This is a genomic window from Chitinophaga sp. sic0106 (assembly GCF_019219075.1).
GTDB lineage: Bacteria > Bacteroidota > Bacteroidia > Chitinophagales > Chitinophagaceae > Chitinophaga.
Window position 1 is genome coordinate 1 of sequence record NZ_JAHUWJ010000018.1, and the last position, 19721, is coordinate 19721.

A 19721-nucleotide genomic window follows, 5' to 3' on the forward strand; every position below is an offset into this window, starting at 1 on the left:
CGAACGCTATTATCTGAAAACAGAATGCCAGATTAAATTATTCTAACAAACCGCCGTATACCAGACCGGTACGTACGGTGGTGTGAGGGGACAGTGAGGGAAATAATCCCTCACTTCCTACTCGATTAGGATTCCTAGCGCGGCTATTCATCAGCCGCTCCTGGCTCATTTCTTAAAGTAGTTCTCATTAAAGCGGCATTCCTTGTCAAACAGGGCGTAGGTCTTTCTTTGGGTGGCCGCAATGATCTCCAGTTCTTCCGCTGTTAAAAGCCGTCCTTCCTGTTTGGCGGTTGCTTCTATAGTGTCCAGCAATTGATAAAGTGCAAATACCATGTTGTCGCCTTTGAAATACTCACGGCGCATTAGTTCCGTTTGCTGGATAAATTCATCTTCCGACACGCGCTCCACTTCATCCTTTCCAAACATCACCTTGGGAAGATAATCGGCTCCGGGTACAAACCTGCCGGTATCCCAATCCAGCTTCAATACCTGCATGCCGCCATTTTCGAGGGGGAGCAACTGTACGGTACGATTGCCGACTACAAAATATTGGGGTGCATCAGGGTTGTTCTGTGTATCATTCATAAGTTATTCTTTTACAGTTTCTGCAGGTTTGGCGGTAGCTTCTTTTATTGCTTTACCAAAAATCTCATTTACCCTGGCTTCTATTGACAAAGCGATGGCATGTTGTTCCGGTGTTAACAGGCCGTCGGCTCTGGCTTTGTCCGGGGCAACCACCCGCTTTATTTCATATATCGGATGCTCGAAACTAGCTACTTTATCTATCTGTTCCAAGTGCAGCCTTAATTCGGCTACATGGCCATTGGACATTTTAATACTCATGAGCACATCGCGGTATCCGCTTTGCTGAGGATCTGCAAAGCGATCCTTGACTTTAATGATCCTGCCGCCAAATTTGCTTTTTATCACCGCCAAGGCCTGGTAGAGTCCTTCCAGGGTTGTAAATACGAATTTGCCACCTGCCAGGTCCACCAGCCAGGACGCGTCGCCGCCATATTCATCTTTGACCTTCTGTGAGGCCCGTTCTTTCCCTTTAAGGCCTGGACGCATTTCTTTGCGGCCACCGGCTTTTTTTACGGCAGGGTCACTCAATATTTCATCCATCACATTGCTTAACTCTTTAGTAGCTTCGGCTGCATCCACATATAGTTTATCCAGATCTGCCGTTGACTGCCGGGGTTTGCCCTGGTTGATTGCTTTTACCTCTTTTTCAAATTCCCCGCTAATTTTCCGTTGTTCTTCCGTTAATGGTGTAGCCTCCCGCAGGTCCCTGCCTTTATATTTTTCCACGACTTTATCCGCGCCAAGGTCTTTCAGTTCTTTCATCACTTCTTCTATTACCGGAATTGCCTCCGGATGTTCAGCGAAGCTCTTGAGGATATTGGGGTTTGCTTCCAGGTATTTGCGGATCGGATCAAATTTATACAGCTGGGCTTTAACTTTCTCGATCTTGATGATCAGTTCAATTTCCTTCATGGCTTCTGCTGCGGTTTCCTCCCGCATTTTCTGTTCACGTGCTGCACCTCTGGCGGCTACTTCTTTGGGACTCATGAATTTTTCATATCCATCAGCGGCGTTAAGCAATTCCTTCGCAGCGGTTGCCTGCTCTATGTCAGTCAACATCTTATCCATTGCATCCAGCTGCTCTTTTACCATGGCATCAATCTCTTTCAACACACCAGATCTCATTTGTTCTGTCAACCTGGCTTTATAACTTTCAATGCTTTTTCTTCCTTCCGGTGTTTTAGCCAGGTCCTTCCAGGGGATTTTCTGACCGTCCTTAACGGAAGACTGATCAAAGAAGCTATTGTCGCCACTTTCCAGCTTATCCACGAACGTATCCGTGTCCATTTTTTCAATTTCCGTTGCTGTTTTCAGTGCATTTTCCTTAGCTTCTTCGCCTGCTTTTACGAGGTTCTCGCGATGTCCTTTTACTTCGGTTTGAAATTCTGCTTTTACTTTTTTCAGGTTTATGCCTGCCTGTACCTGTCGTCTGAATTTTGTAAGAGCTCCATTTATTTTAGCCACTGTTTTCGGGAAAAAGGTTTTTGCTACAAACCGTATGGCTAGTGCCAGTGCTAACAATCCCACGGCCATTATCACGTTGGTAAGTGCGGCGCCGGCCTTTTTCACCTGCTCTTTAAACTCTTCTTCTGTAGTGGCCTGTGAGGCGGCTTTTATGCGTAGCTGTGTTTCTGCGGTGGACAGTACGATGGTTCCAGCCAGCATATATCCCATAAATGCTGCAATGGTAGCTAGTTCTCCTACGCCCGTTAACCAGGATAATACGTACAGCACGCCGCCTACTGCCAGTAGCCAGCCGGACAGCTTGGCGCCGGCTCCTACGCCTCCTGCCCATCTGGCCCAGGCGTTGGCATCTCCGCTGGCGGCTTCCTTGATATCCTGTCCCATGCCTTTAAAGGTATCGCCGGTATTTTGCAGGGTAGCTGCTTTTGCAAAGTCCACTGCGGTTTCACCGGGATGGTCTTTCATGTATTCCAGTTGCGCTTTGGTAACATCCCAGGTTTTTTTAGCTGCCAGGTCGTACCGGTCAGATTCCGACATGGTGCGGATATCCTTGCCATCCAGGTTTTTCAGCGCACCGTCCATCGCCTCCTGCATGGATGCGGGGCCTGCCTGTTTTGGAGCTGCCTGCTGTTCCTTCATGGCCGCTATTATCTGGGCTTTCCGGGCCAGGAACATATCGACCGACTTTTCAAAAAGCTGGAGATTATCGGTAGCGCGTAAGGTCAGCATTTTATATACGGCCAGGTCTTCCTGGGAAAACTGTTTCAGCTTTTCTGCTATGCGTAGCAATTGTTGATAGTCGCCGGGCTTGAAGGTGCCTTCGCCACCCATCAGGGCTTTTAATTCTTTGGGGAGGTCCTCCAGTTTCTTTTTTTCCTCCAGTACTTCGTTACGCATATTTTCCCAGGTGGTTGCGTTCCCTTTTTCTCCTGGTTTGATCTTGGTGGTTTTTCCGGAGACTTCGTAGTATCTTTTATCGGCTTCCGCATTTACTTTATCCTGGCTGTCACCCGGTAAAGCTTTGAAATCTTCTTTTAGTTGTTGTTCTTTCTCCGCTTTTTCTGCTTTGGCTTTTTCCAGTTTTGCTTTGTGCAGTTGAAAAGGTACGATCTGCCCCCTGTTTTTGCTCATGTCGCAATAGCTGCCACAGGTCCATGACAGATTCATTTCCTTGCCATAGGTCACCCGTTCAAATAGCCGGTACATTTGTTCAAGGGTAGTATAGCTTTGAGGTACTTTTACCTGGAACGGTATATAATCAGGATTTTGTTTTTTCTGACGCTGGATTTTTTTCTGGATACCGCTGTTTTGCTGCACCACATGTGTTAGTTCGTGGGCCAGTAGCTTGTCGCCTTGTTTGCTGCCAGGGCTATAGGTACCCTGGTTAAAATATATATCGCTGCCATGCGTAAAAGCGTGGGCGTTTAGTTGCTCACTCAGTTGCACGGCAGTTGAGCCGGTATGTATTTTCACATTGCTGAAGTCTGCGCCAATCGCGTTTTCCATATGTGCGCGGGTGTTATCCGGCAATGGTGCTCCACCGCCCTTTGTTTGTTGCAATGTGGTTGCTACATCATCCCCTGCGGTTACTTCCCCTGTTTTCTCTTTCCTGCTGACAGGTATTGCATCTTCACTTTCATCTTGCTGCATTAATTCCTCTTCTTCGCAATGGGCGCATTTTCGCTGTACTGCGTTGGCAGCTGGTGAAAAGAAAGGCGGTAGCTGGCTACGTGTAAGATCCGGCATTGCCGTTACTTTATCGGCCACTGCATCGGCTTCCTTTTCATAAGGATCGTCAGGAGGATTAACTACCAGTTTGGGTTGTATGCCTGCTGGAACAAAAAAGGGAGTCGCACTGCTTTTCTCAATAAAATTTGCATTGGCAGCCGGCACCGTATTTTTGGGTGATTGAGTTTGATGCTCCATGTCAATGTGTTTTAGTCCCTGGTGTCACAGCAACATGCCGCTGGGAATAAGCGTTCAGCCGGGTTTCCGGGAAAAGGGGTTTATCCATGATGTTCGTAATTCAGGGGTTACAGATTATTATTTTTTTGGGGTCAGGCAGTACCTGCTTTATTTGCTGCTCAAAGCTGTTGTTAACACATGAGTTGAGTGAATTCTAAATTAACTGAAAAAAAAATGCCGGCAAATTTTTTTCGAGGGGATGAGGGGAATAGCGTATAAGTACTGATGGGGGAAAGGTAGAAGTATCAGGGTGGAAATGTAAAAGTTCCACAGGCGCAGGAGAAAACAGGCTTGTGTTAACAGAAATTTACATTTAATGTAAATTTTAATTTACTAAAAAGGTAAATTTTTGTAGATTCGCATCTCAACTTAATTGTCATGTACATTGAAGAGCAATCTACGGATAAAAGAATTTTAGTTGATATAGAATTAGTTACGAATGAGGATTTTAATATTATAAAAGATTTATGCAAATTTGATTTTGACTGGAGTCAATACAAGAGTGAGCTGGTTATAAGCTAGTTCCGTGTATGACAAATGACATGGCTGGACTTACAGCGCTAATTGATCATTCTGAAGAGGGTTTTTGTTATATAGAGATAAAGTTATTAGAATCTGCGAGGGAAAATATTGGTATAAATAAGAAGTACAGGAGGGTAGCAGGTACGCTTATAGCCTTCGCTTGCCGTGAGGCATTTAGGAAAGGTTATTATGGTGCCGTATTCTTAGTCCCTAAAACCAAATTAATACCGTATTACATACAGAAATATGGATTTAAAAATGTTGGAAGAGGACTATGGTTGGATATGGATGCATCCCTCGGATTAATAGAAAGGTATTTGTAAAGCAACTGAGTTTTGAAAATAATATTAACACAGGAGGTCTAATCATGAAGAGCGATAGAAAACTGAAAAAGCATACCCTTGATGAAATCGCTGATGCCCATCTTCTGTCTGAAGATTTAAGCCAAAAGGAAAGGGCAGCAATTCTAAAAGAATTAGCGATGGCCAAAGATAAAGCTGTTTCCAATTTATCTAATGAAAAGAGAATTCTCGCATCCATCCTGCAATTAAGATTTGAAATGGAAGACTATGCGAGTAAAGCTGTCTATGATAAAAATAGCTCATTTGGAGCCTTCCTGAAAACATATATCTCCAGGCTTCAGTTAAGGAACAAGGATTTTGCTGACCAGTTGGGGATGGAACCATCGGAACTGAGCCATATTTTGAGTGGATACAGGAGGCCTAATGACAAAATACTGATACGGCTGGAACTCCATTCTAACAAGAATATTTCAGCGCTGCTCTGGTATAAGATTCTGGAAAGGGAAAAGGAATATGAGTTGTCTACAAACTTTAGTTTGCGGGAAGCGGAAAGGCCTTATGTGAAGCAGTATTTTTCGTATTCATTTTAGTTGGAGGGGGGTAAGCTGTCTGGGTGTATGTATTTTATTATTATGTATTCAGAAATTGGTTTTAGTCGCCGCTGTTGTATAGGATGGTAGCCTGGGGCTGTAAAAAACTCTATATTATTGTCTTTCTTTGAGTACCATACATTTCCTACCGCATTTAAAGTGATGGTATCTGGTTGGGTGATTTTTTTGAAATTCTTTAATTTGAAGGAGTCTAATCCGATTACCAAAGTATCATGAAAAGTTTGATTACATGACACCTGTATGTAATGGTCCCCTGCCCAGTACATACAACTTTCTTTTCCGGCTAAAAGTCGACCATAATACCTTTGATAGCTCCAGTATCCGGTTATTGATAGGATAAAAAACATTAAACCTGCTAAGCCTTTTTTTCGAAAAGCTGATTGCTTGCTCAGATAGCCTGCAGGCCTGAGCATCATCCATTTATTCCACAATAAATTACTAACTTTTTCCTCCTTTTGGGGTTCGTCATTTGTTGTAGAGATACTTTTGGGTTCCTTTTTAGGGATTACTTCCTTCTGTGCAACTTCTTCCGACAGTATTTCCTCTACCTTGTTTGTTTCTTGGAGGTTGGTCTGGTACCTTCTTCCAATCTGATAAGGTCTTGATTCAAAATCCGTCAGCCATGCCAGTAATTCAATATTCTTAACGTCAGTATTTGAGATCTGTTTTCTCAAATAATTTACGAGGGGTTTAAACTTATCAGGATCATGTTTTCGGATAGCCTGAATATATTCTGGAACACTGTCTTTTTTGCCAAAGAATGTTCTGAGTATTTCCTCGTCCTTTGTGCGATAACGTTCATGGCATACTGCTATACATTCTTCCCTGATTTTAGCCGGTGTGGGATGCACGAGGCGATGTGAGAGGGCATTATTAGCCTTTTTATTCTCATAATCTGCGTAAACCTGCGTTTGATAATCGATAAACATCTTAAAAGTATAAGGTTGTATAACTGAATTTTTGGAATTGGTCCAGCTATTCTGGAATTAGCCGGGAATTTTCGGAATTCTCGGAATTGTTTGCATATCAGCCACTTATGCCGGGGTACCTTTGTTTCGAAATCAATTAGTCCTTGTGTTAGCTAGCGGGACTACTGTACAGAATTGATTTCGCCGGAGTAAAGAGAGCGGTTGTCTGTAACCAGCCTGGGAAGTGTTTACCTGCTTCCGCTATCGATACTCTTCCCTTCCCAACAAACTGTGAGAAGCGCTTCTCACAACCTCATCAGTACGGCTCTAAAAGCCTACCCATTCTTAAACATATTAATTATTAATACAATGCTTTATTTATTTATAAGTATGTTTTGGGCATTGGTGTGCCCGGACTACAACAGTGCTACTACTAATGGTAATGGTCCACAGATGACTACAATGGATACAGGAGGAGAAACTGGTCATGTGCCACCTTATCCACCACCCCCACCACCAAAACCACAATCAAACTAAATACCTTGAATGGTAAGGCAGGAATTAACCTGCCTTACCGCTTTTAGATAATAACTATTTTTAACAATATTGGTTTTATTAACATTTGCATAACTATAGAGTCTGATTTTTTACTCCTAATCCTGAATGCTGCCGGAAATAAAAATATATATTTGTTATACTTTGTGTCGATAGAGAATCCTTCTGTAAATGAAGTTGTAAACGAGAATAACTCATTTCCAATATCCCCTTAAAATTGTCATAATTTGAGAACTCCAGTTTGCTTTCTGATATTGATTTGTCTCTTTGCCTGCCATAAGCAACGTTCCCCTGTGCCAGTCGTATTTGAACCTGATTTTCAAAAAGGCTTGGCATTATTACATGTGAAAAATGATTCAGCTTTTTATTACTTTAATCAAGTCGTGTCACATTCAGATGACAGTCTACAGATTGCCATGGCATATAACAGCATGGCATCTATACAGTCGGACGAAGGAGACTATTTTGGCAGCCAGGAAAACCTACTTAAATCTCTTCATTTTTTGCACGAAAAGAGAAAGGAAGATTCCACCTGTCTTTCGTCTGATTATAATGAGCTGGGAATGACCAGTTCCAGTCTGAAAAATTATGCGGCTGCAGTTGATTACTATGATCGGGCATTGGCTTTCGCTACACATGATGGAGCTAAACTGATATACCTGAATAACAAAGCACTAGCTTACCAAAAAATCAAAGAGTTTGCCAAGGCCATTATTATATTTGACAGTCTTCTAAACAAAAACGACACAAACAGACGCTCTTATGCCAGAGTTTTATCTAACAGGGCGCGTACTAAATGGCTTCAGAACTCCAATTACTTGGCTGCTTCTGAGCTGTGGACCGCATTACAGATCAGGACAGAGGAGCAGGATCTTTGGGGCCAAAATGCCAGTTATTCCCATCTTTCCGATTATTACGCCCGTACACGGCCGGACTCGGCTTTGATTTATGCTCATCGAATGTATAATATCGCAATTCGGCTTAATAGTCCTGATGATCAACTGGAAGCATTACAGAAATTGATCCTACTAGATTCCCCACTTAATAATCAACAGTATTTTGCCCGTTATCAGTCTTTGAACGACAGTTTACAAACGGCCCGTAATAATTCAAAAAACCAGTTTGCCCTCATTCGTTATGATGCAGAGAAAAACAAACTGGAAAATATGCAACTTCAAAAAGAAAATGCTGATAAGCAGTTGCAGATTTTTCAACAGCGGATGATGATTTATGGAGGCCTTACTTTAGCATTTTTTGGTTTGGCCTCCTCTTATTTCTGGTTTCGCAAAAGAAAGCAGAAAATCATCCAGGAGGAGAAATTGAAACATTCCAAAAAAGTACACGATGTAGTGGCCGGTGACATATATAGTCTGATGACAGAAACAGAGCACAATGGTATGATGGAAAAAGATGTGCTTCTGGATCGGTTAGATGATATTTATAATAAGTCCCGGGACATTTCTTATGAACAATCTCATAAAACCAAGGTTCCCTATCATGAAGAAATTGCCGGTTTACTAGGTATATTTAAATCAGAAACCATAGGAGTGGTAACGATCGGTAATAACTATGAATTGTGGGAAATGTCCAGTGATACCACCCGGTCTGAATTAAAATACATTATACGGGAATTGATGGTGAATATGAAAAAACATAGTGCCGCTACCACGGTAATCTTCAATTTTGAAAAAACTACTAACTGTATAAACATAACTTATACAGATAATGGTGTAGGACTTGCATCCGAAATTAAACAGGGAAACGGATTGAGAAATACGGTTTCCCGTATAAATGCAATCGGAGGAGTAATTAATTTTGATATGGCAGTAGAAAAGGGAACGAAAGTCTTAATATCCTTTCCAATTTGACAAACATGATAAATAAAGTATTAGTTGCCGAAGATCATCAGACCGTAAATATTTCAGTACAAAGAACGCTTGACGGATTAGGGATTATATGTGTTGATCATACCTATTATTGTGATGATGCACTAAAGAAGGTGGAAGTTGCTAAAACACTTGGAGACTCATATGATCTGCTAATAACTGACCTTTATTTTGAGGATGATGGGCTGACGCAGACTATTAAAGATGGTATGTCGCTTATTCCTGCTGTAAGAAGGATACAGCCAGAATTGAAAATACTTGTATTTTCTGGGGAAAAAGAGCCAACTGTGATCAGGCGTATGAAAGAAGACATTGGCATTGACGGTTATGTGATCAAGGCAAGAAATGATGCAAAAGAATTAGAGATGGCGATGGATGCAATTTCCAAAAATCAAACCTATTTTCCACGTATATCTCAACAGAAAATGAAATATGGAGAGGCCTTTAATCTTTCTTCGCATGACATAGCTATATTAAAGCTGCTGGCGAACGGCATTTCTCAGAAAGATATTCCATTACACCTGAAAAAAGATAACCTCATTCCTTGTAGCTTGAGCAGTGTGGAAAAAAGACTCAATAAATTGAGAGAAGAATTCAACTGTACAAATAATGAACAATTAATTGCAGCTTGCATCGTGGCGGGTTTTTTGAAAATGACTTCCTGAATTTCACAAGCTTTTCTTACACCCTATTTGTTCCAAGGCAGCCATTGCTTCAGCAGTGGCATTTTTTTTTATATTAACTACTTGTATCCTTCATTTCATAAAAAAGTAGCAGATACGGTTTTCCGTAAAATTTACCGTGTTGTAGTAGCTAATTTTGATACAACAAATAAAGAAAGTCATGAAAAAAACATTTTATGTATCAAAAATCCGGCAGGCAAATGGTGATCATGAAGTACACGAAGCATCCTGCCCAAAATTACCATTGTCTCAAAACCGGGTACATTTAGGTGAATATTACACATGTGCCGAAGCGGTGAATGCAGCCCGCAAATTATTTCCTACTGCAGATGGTTGCAAAATTTGTTCGCCTCAATGTAATACCAGGTAACTGGTTTGAGAAATCTGTACCCTATGTTTTGTTTCCTTTCGCCATTATTCTAATAGTAAGTACCGGTCTTTTAAGACTACTTTGAAGAGTGCCTGAAACAGTAGTAGGAAGGCGCTCTTCATGGTTTTTTCGCCTATTCCTAATCGATAATACCACAACTTCCTCTAAAATATCCAAACTATGAACCAGATTGATCAGCAAGTCATAAATGATAATAAGGAAATTTTTTACAGGATTATATATGAATTACAACACGCTACCTCTGAAATACTAATAGCTACCGGTTGGTTTACCGATGATGATCTATTTAATGTGTTGCTGGAAAAGCTGGATCAGGGGGTTGGTATTGAGATCATCATTGCTGATAACCAAGATAATGAAAAGCTCGACTTTAGCCAGTTGGTAGCTAGGGGGGCAGCCGTTCATAAAATTAAGAGTAATGGATATGGTGTTATGAACCAGAAATTTTGTGTCATCGATCAGCGAATAGCTCTGCACGGATCCTATAATTGGACGGTAAATGCCAAGAAAAATAATCACGAGAGTATTATTAGCACCAATCATAAAGAGACAATTGAGTCGCTCATCAGAAATTTTAATGAAATCAAACACCGGATTTCGGGCCTGGCAATCCCCATAGAGCCACATATTGTGCCTACATTGAAAGGTGAAAATCCCCCCTTCCAAAATATGAAACGCGCTATTTCCAATATTGAAATAGATTTTGAACATGTGTTGGATTCCATGATTGCTGCGGAGGTAGGAAGCTTTGATCGCAAGTTACTAAGAGAGCAAGGGTTTGAACGGTGTGGAGCAAATAATGGCGATCACCAGGTTTTATATAAAGCTTTAGATACCCTGTATTCTGTGTTTATCAATGAAATTGATGTGATCGAAGATAAAAAGAGAAGGCTGATAACAAAAATTGAAGAGTATCAGACCAAAAATAAAGGTCAGCTAGAAAAAGAGCATGAAATTGACATCAATTTTTTGGAGCAGGAAAATGCGAATCAAATCGCAAGCCTCGAAGTGCAGGGGATAAAAATTACTACTGAAATAGCGGCGGCAACGCAGCGTATTAAAGAAATTAGGGAGAATAAAATACCATTGTTAGAAAAGGAAAATGAAGTGCTTAGCAAGCAGATTAAGGTGGCTGAGCAGTCTATAGTGAGACCTATATTTAAATGGTTTGAGTTTATTCCGGTAATGGTTTTTAATATTTCTTTGCTCTGCTATTTAGTAATATTTTATTCTTCTGCAGCCTATATTTTGTTATTTGGTGTAGAGGATGCTAAATTACAACAAACCCAAAATATTCCGGTTTCCCCAGCACAAATTTTCAACCCGGAAGCATTAACGCAAGTCTTGCATAAGACGGGTACTGCAACACTATTTATATTCCTGTTTGTATCCGTTCCGTTGGCTTTTGCCACTATTGATCATTTTGTAAAGCCCAAACATAAAAAGTTGGTAGCAATACTAGGTTTCTTATTTGGCATTTTTATGCTGGACGGCGCAATAGCTTTTAAAGTGGCACAGGCAGTGTATGAAGTGAATTATGCACAAGGTATTGTTAATACACGATGGACTACTGATATGGCTTTTACTGATACAAATTTTTATCTCGTGTTTCTATTTGGTGCATCAGGCCTGATACTGTTTAAGCTCACATTTAAGAAACTGATTCAGATATTCGAAGAAAGAAATCCGGATCTAATTGCACAACAAAATCAGTTGCGCATTAAGCAGCTACTCGAAGAAATATCTGTGACTACAAATAAAGTAAAGGAACTGATAGAAAATATAGTGTTGATCGAGGAGCAGATCCTCCGTCTGAAGGCTGACCTGCAGCAAACGGATATTGAATTGAGAGAATTGCCTGGAAGATTGAATAAGGACTTGCAACTGAAAAAGGTGCAATTGCTGAGAAATTTGGAAAGTATTGACAGGATTTCAATCATCTATATAATGCATATTCAATCTGACAATATACCCGTCTCCATTGATGCCCTTAAAGATCGGATAAATGTTTTTCTCGAAGGCTGGAATGATTTCCTACATAAAGAATATGCTATTACCAAAGCCATTTTTAAGACGACTCAGGCAGCTGAAGTTGCCGCTAAATGGCAACAGGAGAATGTCCATGTTCGTAAAATTGATAAACGTGTAAAATTGCCCCAGGATGTCTAAGTTTCTACATTTTTTATTTGTCACGATTCTTTTCATAAAGTGTGGGCCATCGGAAAAAGGGTCGAATGAACCTTCTGGCAAGCAGATTTCTGTCACGCACTTTAATATTTTGTTTGTCCCGGATATGTCCAACCGGGTGAATCCTGGACTCTACCAGAGGCCGTTGGCGGATATGGATATACTTTCTGTAATCACACAGAATTTGTATCCTACTATCCTGAGATTTAAGCGGGCAGAAAATCAGCAAGATAAACTAATGATTGATTTTGTGAATAAAGGGTTAATCAATCAATATGGTGTAAATACAGATAAGCTATTGATTGACTTTAGCCGTTTCGCGAATCAAAATGACAGAATTAACTATATCGCAGAAAGAGAGGGTGTGAATAGGACATTAAGGAGCGATATAAATGAAATGAGCCTGGAATATTCTCGCATCAATAATTTGGCTATCAAACAAAATACGGGTGCAGATATTTGGAGCTACTTCCATCAGGGTATCGATGAAAAAAGAGTACTTCCTGTTTCCAAGCCTCTTATTTATATGAATAACAGGTATGTGAATTCCTATCGTAACATCCTCATTCTTCTTACAGACGGCTACATTGAGGCAGGTATTTTTAACAAGGGATTTGATTTGAGTAAAAAGAGTATTGATATGTTCCGAAAAGCTTTCTTACAATCGGGTGAAAGCGATATGGGACTTTTTCTGCAGAGGAATAAGCAGTTTCAAATAAAACCAGTGAATAATCAATTATTGCAAAATCTGGAAGTACTGGTAATGGAACTCTATGATCGTTCCTTGTCTCCTGCCGGTGTTGCGACCATACATCCAACTGATATGGAGATTATCAGGCTATTTTGGACAAATTGGTTGCAAAATTCCAAAGTAAAACGGTTTGAATTGCATTCATACGCCACTTCGAAAGATGAAGCGGAAAAGACTGTTCTACACTTCCTGGGCATTTCTAAAACATGATATCAGTTCGCCTACTAACAATTAAATATTTTTTATGAGTTGGTCTTACCGTAAATCTATCAGCGCCGGTCCATTTAGATTAAATTTTTCAAAGAGCGGAATTAGCTATTCAGCAGGGGTGAAGGGAGCGAGAATAAATGTGGGCCCCCGAAGTACATTTGTTAATTTGAATACCAATGGAATCAGTTATCGACAAAGACTGTCTAATCCTATTATCCCGCGGCCAGCAACCACGCCTGCGTCTGTTCCAGTTCTAGAATCAATACCCGGTCAAATAGGAGTCGAGATAACATCCGGCGCGGTTGACGAACTTACAGACATAGATTCGCAGGCGTTTATTACTGAATTGAATGAAAAAGCCTCGTTAGTGCCTTACACACCTCGTGTAACTGTTTTCCTGTTGTTTTTACCCTTTCTACTGATGTTTTTCTCCTTTGGCAGGCGCGATAGGGTTATACAGGCAGCAATGGATACAACATTAGTACGAATTTTTGCCGTTAATGGTACCAATATTAGGAAAGAGCCAAATATGAAAGCAAAGATCCTGAAGATTGCGTCCTATGATGAGAAATATGCACTTATTAGCGACAGTAATAATAAATGGATTAAAGTTAAGGTAGGGGATTCGGCAGGTTACGTTAGCAGGGAACTGGCAGAACTTGATCGTCAATCCACTACCGAAATAAAAGAGACGGAATGGTACCTGATTAACAAATACTTGGGTTATGAAGTCTTGCTTTGCCTATTGTGTATAGGATTAGTGAGTATTTGGTTATGGAAACTGGATAAGAAAAGATTTACAATGGAGTTACATTATGATATGGATGCCAGGTACCAGCAAATCTATGAGCAATTTAAAGAGCATTTTAACACCTTTTGCAAATCTTCCCGGGTTTGGCAATACCTCAATGCACAAGGTACAACCGATTATAAACGAAATGCAGGAGCTGGAAAGTTGATTAGGCGTGTGGAGATTAAAGGCATAACAGGAAACAAAGCCCCGCTTCCATGTTTTTGCACGAATGTGAGTATACCTTGTATCTCCCTTCAAAATATGGAGCTGTATTTTTTACCAGAGCGCTTGTTGATGAAACGTGGAAATGTCTTTGCAGCTGTATTTTACAAGAATCTCCTGGTTGCTGGTCAGATTACGAATTTTGTGGAGTCGGATCGTTTACCGTCAGATGCGAGAGTGGTAGATTATACCTGGCATTATGTTAATAAGAACGGTGATCCCGACAAGCGTTTTAGTTATAATCCAAGGATTCCGATATGCGCATATTCCGAATACACTTTTACGTCTGATACGGGCATTTTTGAAGTATTAGCTACTTCAAAAGTCGCAGCTATGGATGATTTTGCAACTTTCATTAAAAAAATCGGAGTTCTTCAAAATTTAGTTGGAGCAAATTATCAATAAAGTCAATCCATCGCTCCTACAGCCCCCACCATTACCAACATTTCTCAAAATAAAAAAAGCCTTGTGAATTTCACAAGGCTTTTTCTGCGGACCGGACGGGACCGCATAAATGCCTTATAAATCGCAGTTTTACAGCAGGTTTCCGGTTAGTGTATCCGAATTTGCTACCTCGCAGTATAACTTATTTTGACTGTGTTTGAAAGAGCTATAACCACTACAAATATACGAAAATAGTTGCTAAATAAAAGCAAAGAGAACTAAAATTGATGTTCTGTAATGCTGAGCTGTCGTGCCTTATACCCTTGGATGACACGGCGAAAACCTTCTGGATTGGTGTGCTTACGTCTTTTTAGTAATTTTGAATGCTCTAAAATAAGCAACAAGACTATGGCCGCTAATTTGATAACGAAAGAAACTAGACGTAAAATTGCCGATTCATTAATCCTTGGGGGATATTCTTATCATGGTAGGTTGACGGAGGCTGATTTTTTGGCCCGTTTGTATGATTTACAGAGTATGGCATCTACTGATACCAGAAGGGAATATAACACTGCATATAAGGATATCCGGCAACACGCAGACAATAATCCAGGAGATTGGGCTGAGGATTGGGTATTTAATGATGATCGCTTCAATTTAATGTACTGCCGTGATGAGGAATTTCTTGCCTTTTTAATTGAGTCGATAAACCCATCCGCAAAGCAAGATCCAGAGAATATTCCCAAATTATTGGAAATCTATAATCGACTTCTGCATGGTGATGGTTTTCATCTTTACCAGGCGGATAATATTAAAGGACTGCCGATATATAATTGGGAGAGAAATGACAAAACACAGTCTCAACTTGCTGCTAAAACAGTCGTAATTAAGGAACGTCTAAATACTGCCTATGTCAACAGGAAAATAGAACAAATGAACAGTGCTATTGCTACTGATACTGATGTTGCTATTGGAACAGGTAAGGAATTACTGGAAATAGTTTGCAAGTCTATTATGAAGCAGAAAGGAGCTGAAATCGACAAGGATTGGAGTTTACCCAAACTACTGAAGGAAACTACAAATGTCCTTGATTTTAAACCTAAAGATGCTGCTAATCCTGAAGCGGCAGAAAGATCGATTAAACAGTTGCTTGGAGGTATATCATCTATTGTTCAGGGGGTTACTGAGCTTCGGAATTCTTACGGCTCCGGGCATGGGAAGGATGCAGACTTTAAAGGCTTGGACCCAATGTTTGCCAGGATTTTTGTCGGTGTTGTGGCTGAAATTTCAGGTTTTTATTTATCGGCCAATGGCGATGCCGAATTGGTCGAATCTTAGGATTCACAATAGTATGAGGGTTAGCCCGTTTAACCCACTATAAACTTTTCTACTTCTATTTCTTTCAAGCCGGTAAATAGACAAAATTCAGAAATACTAATGAATTGCCCCGGTTTTTTCCCGTAGGCTTCTCGGATGCGCTGCATCAATAACCGGGCGGTCCGCTCGCTGCGGCCGGTGATGTTTTCTATATCACGGGCGTAAATCACTATGCGTTTAGGTATCAATCTGTGCGAATTCGGCATATTCGGAATGGAAATTTTTTTGGGTTAAGATGCCGGCTTACGTTTGGTGTGGTTATGCGAATTTACAGCATCCTGCGCAGATGTGAGCCTAACGGGCTTGGCTATGTGAAAGCCCTTTTTAGTATCCTAAATTGTTTTAATATGGCAAAACAAAGCGGAATCCTCCCTCTTAAAGGTACCATAGGCAACATTACCTTTTACAAAACTAAAGCCGGACACCTGGCACGTGAGAAGGGCGGTATTGATGCAAATCGTATCGCTACAGATCCGGCGTTTGTCCGCACCCGTGAGAATGGTGCAGAGTTTGGCCGGGCTGGTAAAGCCGGGAAACTCCTGCGTACCGCATTCCGCGCAATGCTTTTGAATATTGGCGATAGTTACATGTCTTCCCGTCTGACCCGTGAAATGGTGAAGGTGATACAGGCAGATGCTACTAATGTCAGGGGCCAGCGCAACGTTATTGATGGAGAAGCCGAATTGCTGAAAGGTTTTGAGTTCAACATCAATGGACGTTTAGGAGGTACCTTGTATGCTCCGTTTACTACTGCTATTGATCGCGCAGCCGGCACATTGATAGTCGATATACCACCGTTTATTCCGGTCAATATGTTGGCTGGCCCTGCAGGCGCCACGCATTTCAAGGTGCAGGCAGCCGGTGCTGAAATTGACTTTGAGGCGGAAACTTTCGTCAATGGTAATGCGACCAGTGCCGAGCTTCCCATCGATGCTACCGCTACTGCTGTTATGAGTCTGACCGTTAATGTAACGGATAATAGCACTAAACCGCTGTTCCTTGCGCTCGGCGTAGAGTTCTATCAGCAAGTTAATGGGGCGTTATATAGCCTTAAAAACGGGGCTTTTAATGCGCTGGCTTTGGTTGATATTTCCGGGATAGCTGCGGTACCGGGTCCATAGCTTTGAAATGGTCAATCATGACCAGATTTTTTAACCTTCAAATAAGCGTGTATGAAACTTACACAACGTCTTACAGCATCAACACCACCGTTTTTTAGTAAGGTGCGCAATATAGGCTTGATCCTGACCGCGATAAGCGGGGCTTTGATGGGCATCCCGGCGTTACCTGTTATCATTGTCAAGGTAGCCGGTTACCTGGCGGTTGCCGGTACGGTTATGAGTGGTGTTAGCCAGGCAGCAGTTCAAAAGGAAGGCGGTTAACCCATTGTTAAATATTCTCCGGCCAAAGGTGTGGTTACCTTACGGATTGTTTGGTGTAAAGGCACTCGTTTACAACGGGTGCCTTTTTATTTCATAATAGATTCAAGCTTTGATTTGGCAACAAAGGCATCTATTACAGCCATTAAATACTCTTGATCCTTTGATGACAGCTTTTCCAGCTTTTCCAGTTTCCCTATCAGCAACGGCGATATGTTGGAAGAAGTTTCTGATTCAGGATCGATATTTCTAACCAGGTAATCAAGCGATACATTTAGTGCGTCTGCCATTTTACCCGCAACATCGATGGAGGGAGTTGTCAAATCCCTTTCGTATTTCCCTACCATATCGCGGTTAGTTCCAATTGTTGCTGCCAGCTGATCTTGTGTTAGATTTTTTCGCTTCCTTGATATTGTTAGTCTTTCTCCAAATGACATGATTAATATGGTTTTAATAAATGTATGATTTAAAACTAAAAGTTGAAGTACGTGGTATTAATATATTAGTGAAAATAGGTATTTATTTGTGTGATTTATTATGCGCTCTATTAGGCGTATTTGATTCTATGTATCCCATTTAATGACGTTATCATGACACTATTTATGGTAAATAATACCTTTTAGACTTGTTTGAATGAGTTCTATTTCATACATTTGTATTGTTAATAATTCATAAAAATAAGTCTTATGGAACACAAAAGCAGAATTGCAAAAATACACTATAAGTCAGTGCCTAGGGATACCTACTATAGAAAAGTCCCCTGGCTTAACCTATCTGGAGTATGGCTCGAAAAACTAGGCTTTGACGTTGGCGACAATATTAAAATTGAAATACAACAAAACTCGCTGGTTATCACTGTTGCTGAAAAAGCCCCCAAACCAGAGCCATACTTATAAAACCTGCTCGCAGTAACCAATCATTGAAAAACCTTTAGTTAACCCTTTTTTATGCTTTGCATTTATACTGACACCTCAGTCATTGGGGGATGTTTTGACAAAGAATTTCAGAAATACAGCAATGCGCTGTTTGACGAATTTAAGGCCGGCACTAATAAGCTCATATTATCGGATGTCGTAAAAGCGGAGTTGGAACGAGCGGGACCTAATATATTGAAAAAGCCAGACGAAGTTCCAACCAGATTTAAAATTGAAATTAAAACAACCCTTAAGGCGGCAAAATTAGCGCAGGCGTACATTGAGCAAGGTGCTTTAAGTAACAAATGTCAAAATGATGCTTTACATATTGCTCTTGCCACATTGCAAAATGCAGATGTTCTTGCCAGTTGGAATTTTAAGCACCTCGTTAACCTAAACAGGATAAAAATGTATAATTCCATTAACTTGCAGTTGGGCTACCGAACCATTGACATTCGGACACCAAGAGAAATTTTAAAACCACATCTGCCATGAAAAAGAAAAAATCTTATGATGCAGTGGCTGAGGCTCGGAGAATCAAGGAAGAAATGAGCCTCAAATACTTTGGTAAATTTGACCTGCTGTTAAAAGAACTCAAAGAAGTAAGAAAAAGATACAAACTAAGAACCCAAAAGGCTTAACGCCCACCTCTCCCGCAACTATAATAATCAAAATGTCAATTTGACCACCTGCTTTTTACAGCAAGGGGAACAGGCATACTATTGATTTTATGGTACCAGTCAGGCCCCCTCCGCGGGGCCTCGATTGGTTGGGGTTTTGCGTTTACGAAGGGATTTGGCGACGCGTACACGCCTGGCTTATTGGTTAATAAAGTAGTTCAATTGCCAGCATTTGATACCGCTATTATATCCGCTTTTTTCCTGTCAGAATTTTAAGCCACAGGAGTTACCAGGTAATCTCAGTTTATGCTTTCGAGCTAGGGGTATCAGAAAATCAAACACAATAACGTCCGGGACAATAGATGATGGGTTACAACTGCTGGGCCTATATTCTATCGTAGGTCAAAGATCAACTGCTGAGCATTTATACCAAGCTGATCCCATCATCTATTGGCACGGACGCAGCGCGATAAACAAAAGCTGATCAAGGTCCTAAAGCTCAGGTTCGCGCTCCCTTATTCTAAAGCCCTATACGCTATATTTATCATGCTATTGGGATGTAGTTAGTTTACGGATTCAGCTACAGGTAAGAATATACTGCAACTATACCTCGGCTGAAGTAAAATGTATTTCAACAGAATTCACCTGGTATCAACGAATGAAAACCTTGTCGATCCTGCATTCCATTTCCTTGAATAAAGTTTAAAAGCCGGCATCTCAGTGTCGTTTCGTCGATATGCGTGGCTTATACAGTCTTGGAAACATTACTGCAATGATCGTTGATTAGTAGGCACCGTCCGCCCCCGCCGCCCACCGCCCCCGGCTGCTGTGGCGGGAGCTGAACGCAGACCGTAGCGCAGCCCGGAACGAGCCCCGGAGCGAAGCGGAGGGGCGAGTGAAGGGCAAGCGAAGGGCAAGTGAAGCGAAGCCACAGCAAGCCGCGCCTTCGACCTATGTCTGGCCGGGAGCGGAGCGGACGGCAAAATCAAAAATGCAAGGCCGGGGGCGGAAG

At 41.2% G+C, this 19721-nt stretch carries 18 protein-coding genes; 14 read left to right on the top strand and 4 right to left on the bottom strand.

The window, feature by feature from the left end:
• Window positions 1-165: 165 nt before the first annotated feature.
• Together KW844_RS22300 and KW844_RS22305 are read right to left on the bottom strand one after the other, a co-directional pair.
• On the bottom strand, window positions 166-585 hold the full coding sequence (locus tag KW844_RS22300) for a hypothetical protein (RefSeq protein ID WP_218379005.1): 420 nt from the start codon (window positions 583-585) through the stop codon (window positions 166-168).
• Between the two features lie 3 nt (window positions 586-588).
• Entirely contained in the window at window positions 589-3975 is a 3387-nt protein-coding gene (locus KW844_RS22305; protein ID WP_218379006.1) for a DUF4157 domain-containing protein, read from the bottom strand.
• A gap of 569 nt (window positions 3976-4544) precedes the next feature.
• Here KW844_RS22305 and KW844_RS22310 point away from each other — a divergent pair.
• Window positions 4545-4859 carry a hypothetical protein gene (locus KW844_RS22310; protein ID WP_218379007.1) on the top strand — a complete coding sequence of 105 codons (315 nt, stop codon included), beginning with the start codon at window positions 4545-4547 and terminating at the stop codon, window positions 4857-4859.
• Window positions 4860-4903: 44 nt separating this feature from the next.
• A complete protein-coding gene (locus tag KW844_RS22315) occupies window positions 4904-5428 on the top strand; it encodes a hypothetical protein (protein ID WP_218379008.1) in 525 nt (174 codons plus the stop codon).
• Here the strand turns inward: KW844_RS22315 and KW844_RS22320 are convergent.
• Window positions 5425-6378, bottom strand: a complete 954-nt coding sequence (locus KW844_RS22320) for a hypothetical protein (RefSeq protein WP_218379009.1) — start codon at window positions 6376-6378, stop codon at window positions 5425-5427. The genes KW844_RS22315 and KW844_RS22320 overlap by 4 nt on opposite strands.
• 761 nt (window positions 6379-7139) lie before the next feature.
• On the opposite strand from KW844_RS22320, the gene KW844_RS22325 reads away from it, so the two are divergent.
• From KW844_RS22325 to KW844_RS22365, 9 genes are all read left to right on the top strand, one after another.
• Window positions 7140-8780 carry a tetratricopeptide repeat-containing sensor histidine kinase gene (locus KW844_RS22325; RefSeq protein ID WP_218379010.1) on the top strand — a complete coding sequence of 547 codons (1641 nt, stop codon included), beginning with the start codon at window positions 7140-7142 and terminating at the stop codon, window positions 8778-8780.
• Window positions 8781-8785: 5 nt separating this feature from the next.
• A complete protein-coding gene (locus KW844_RS22330; RefSeq protein ID WP_218379011.1) occupies window positions 8786-9463 on the top strand; it encodes a response regulator in 678 nt (225 codons plus the stop codon).
• Between the two features lie 178 nt (window positions 9464-9641).
• The gene (locus KW844_RS22335) at window positions 9642-9851 is read left to right on the top strand and encodes a hypothetical protein (protein ID WP_218379012.1); all 210 of its coding nucleotides are present in this window, start codon (window positions 9642-9644) and stop codon (window positions 9849-9851) included.
• A 180-nt stretch (window positions 9852-10031) separates the two neighbouring features.
• The gene (locus KW844_RS22340; protein WP_218379013.1) at window positions 10032-12041 is read left to right on the top strand and encodes a phospholipase D-like domain-containing protein; all 2010 of its coding nucleotides are present in this window, start codon (window positions 10032-10034) and stop codon (window positions 12039-12041) included.
• Window positions 12034-13020, top strand: coding sequence for a hypothetical protein (locus KW844_RS22345; RefSeq protein ID WP_218379014.1), 987 nt, complete (start codon window positions 12034-12036; stop codon window positions 13018-13020). Before KW844_RS22340 ends, KW844_RS22345 begins: the two co-directional genes overlap by 8 nt.
• Before the next feature lie 34 nt (window positions 13021-13054).
• Window positions 13055-14440, top strand: a complete 1386-nt coding sequence (locus KW844_RS22350; RefSeq protein WP_218379015.1) for a DUF4236 domain-containing protein — start codon at window positions 13055-13057, stop codon at window positions 14438-14440.
• A 387-nt stretch (window positions 14441-14827) separates the two neighbouring features.
• A complete protein-coding gene (locus tag KW844_RS22355; protein WP_218379016.1) occupies window positions 14828-15757 on the top strand; it encodes an abortive infection family protein in 930 nt (309 codons plus the stop codon).
• Window positions 15758-16143: 386 nt separating this feature from the next.
• A complete protein-coding gene (locus KW844_RS22360; protein ID WP_218379017.1) occupies window positions 16144-16917 on the top strand; it encodes a hypothetical protein in 774 nt (257 codons plus the stop codon).
• Between the two features lie 51 nt (window positions 16918-16968).
• Window positions 16969-17178 carry a hypothetical protein gene (locus tag KW844_RS22365; RefSeq protein ID WP_218379018.1) on the top strand — a complete coding sequence of 70 codons (210 nt, stop codon included), beginning with the start codon at window positions 16969-16971 and terminating at the stop codon, window positions 17176-17178.
• 86 nt (window positions 17179-17264) lie between these two features.
• On the opposite strand, the gene KW844_RS22370 is transcribed toward KW844_RS22365, so the two are convergent.
• Window positions 17265-17612, bottom strand: a complete 348-nt coding sequence (locus KW844_RS22370) for a helix-turn-helix domain-containing protein (protein ID WP_218379019.1) — start codon at window positions 17610-17612, stop codon at window positions 17265-17267.
• 249 nt (window positions 17613-17861) lie between these two features.
• Here KW844_RS22370 and KW844_RS22375 point away from each other — a divergent pair, with 249 nt between their 5' ends.
• Genes KW844_RS22375 through KW844_RS22385 form a run of 3 tightly spaced genes read left to right on the top strand, consistent with a single transcriptional unit; the run spans window position 17862 to window position 18730 of the window.
• The gene (locus KW844_RS22375) at window positions 17862-18071 is read left to right on the top strand and encodes a SymE family type I addiction module toxin (protein WP_218379020.1); all 210 of its coding nucleotides are present in this window, start codon (window positions 17862-17864) and stop codon (window positions 18069-18071) included.
• Window positions 18072-18122: 51 nt separating this feature from the next.
• Window positions 18123-18584 (top strand): hypothetical protein, encoded by a 462-nt coding sequence (locus tag KW844_RS22380; protein ID WP_218379021.1) that lies wholly within the window; start codon window positions 18123-18125, stop codon window positions 18582-18584.
• Window positions 18581-18730 carry a hypothetical protein gene (locus tag KW844_RS22385; RefSeq protein WP_218379022.1) on the top strand — a complete coding sequence of 50 codons (150 nt, stop codon included), beginning with the start codon at window positions 18581-18583 and terminating at the stop codon, window positions 18728-18730. Before KW844_RS22380 ends, KW844_RS22385 begins: the two co-directional genes overlap by 4 nt.
• Window positions 18731-19721: the final 991 nt, after the last annotated feature.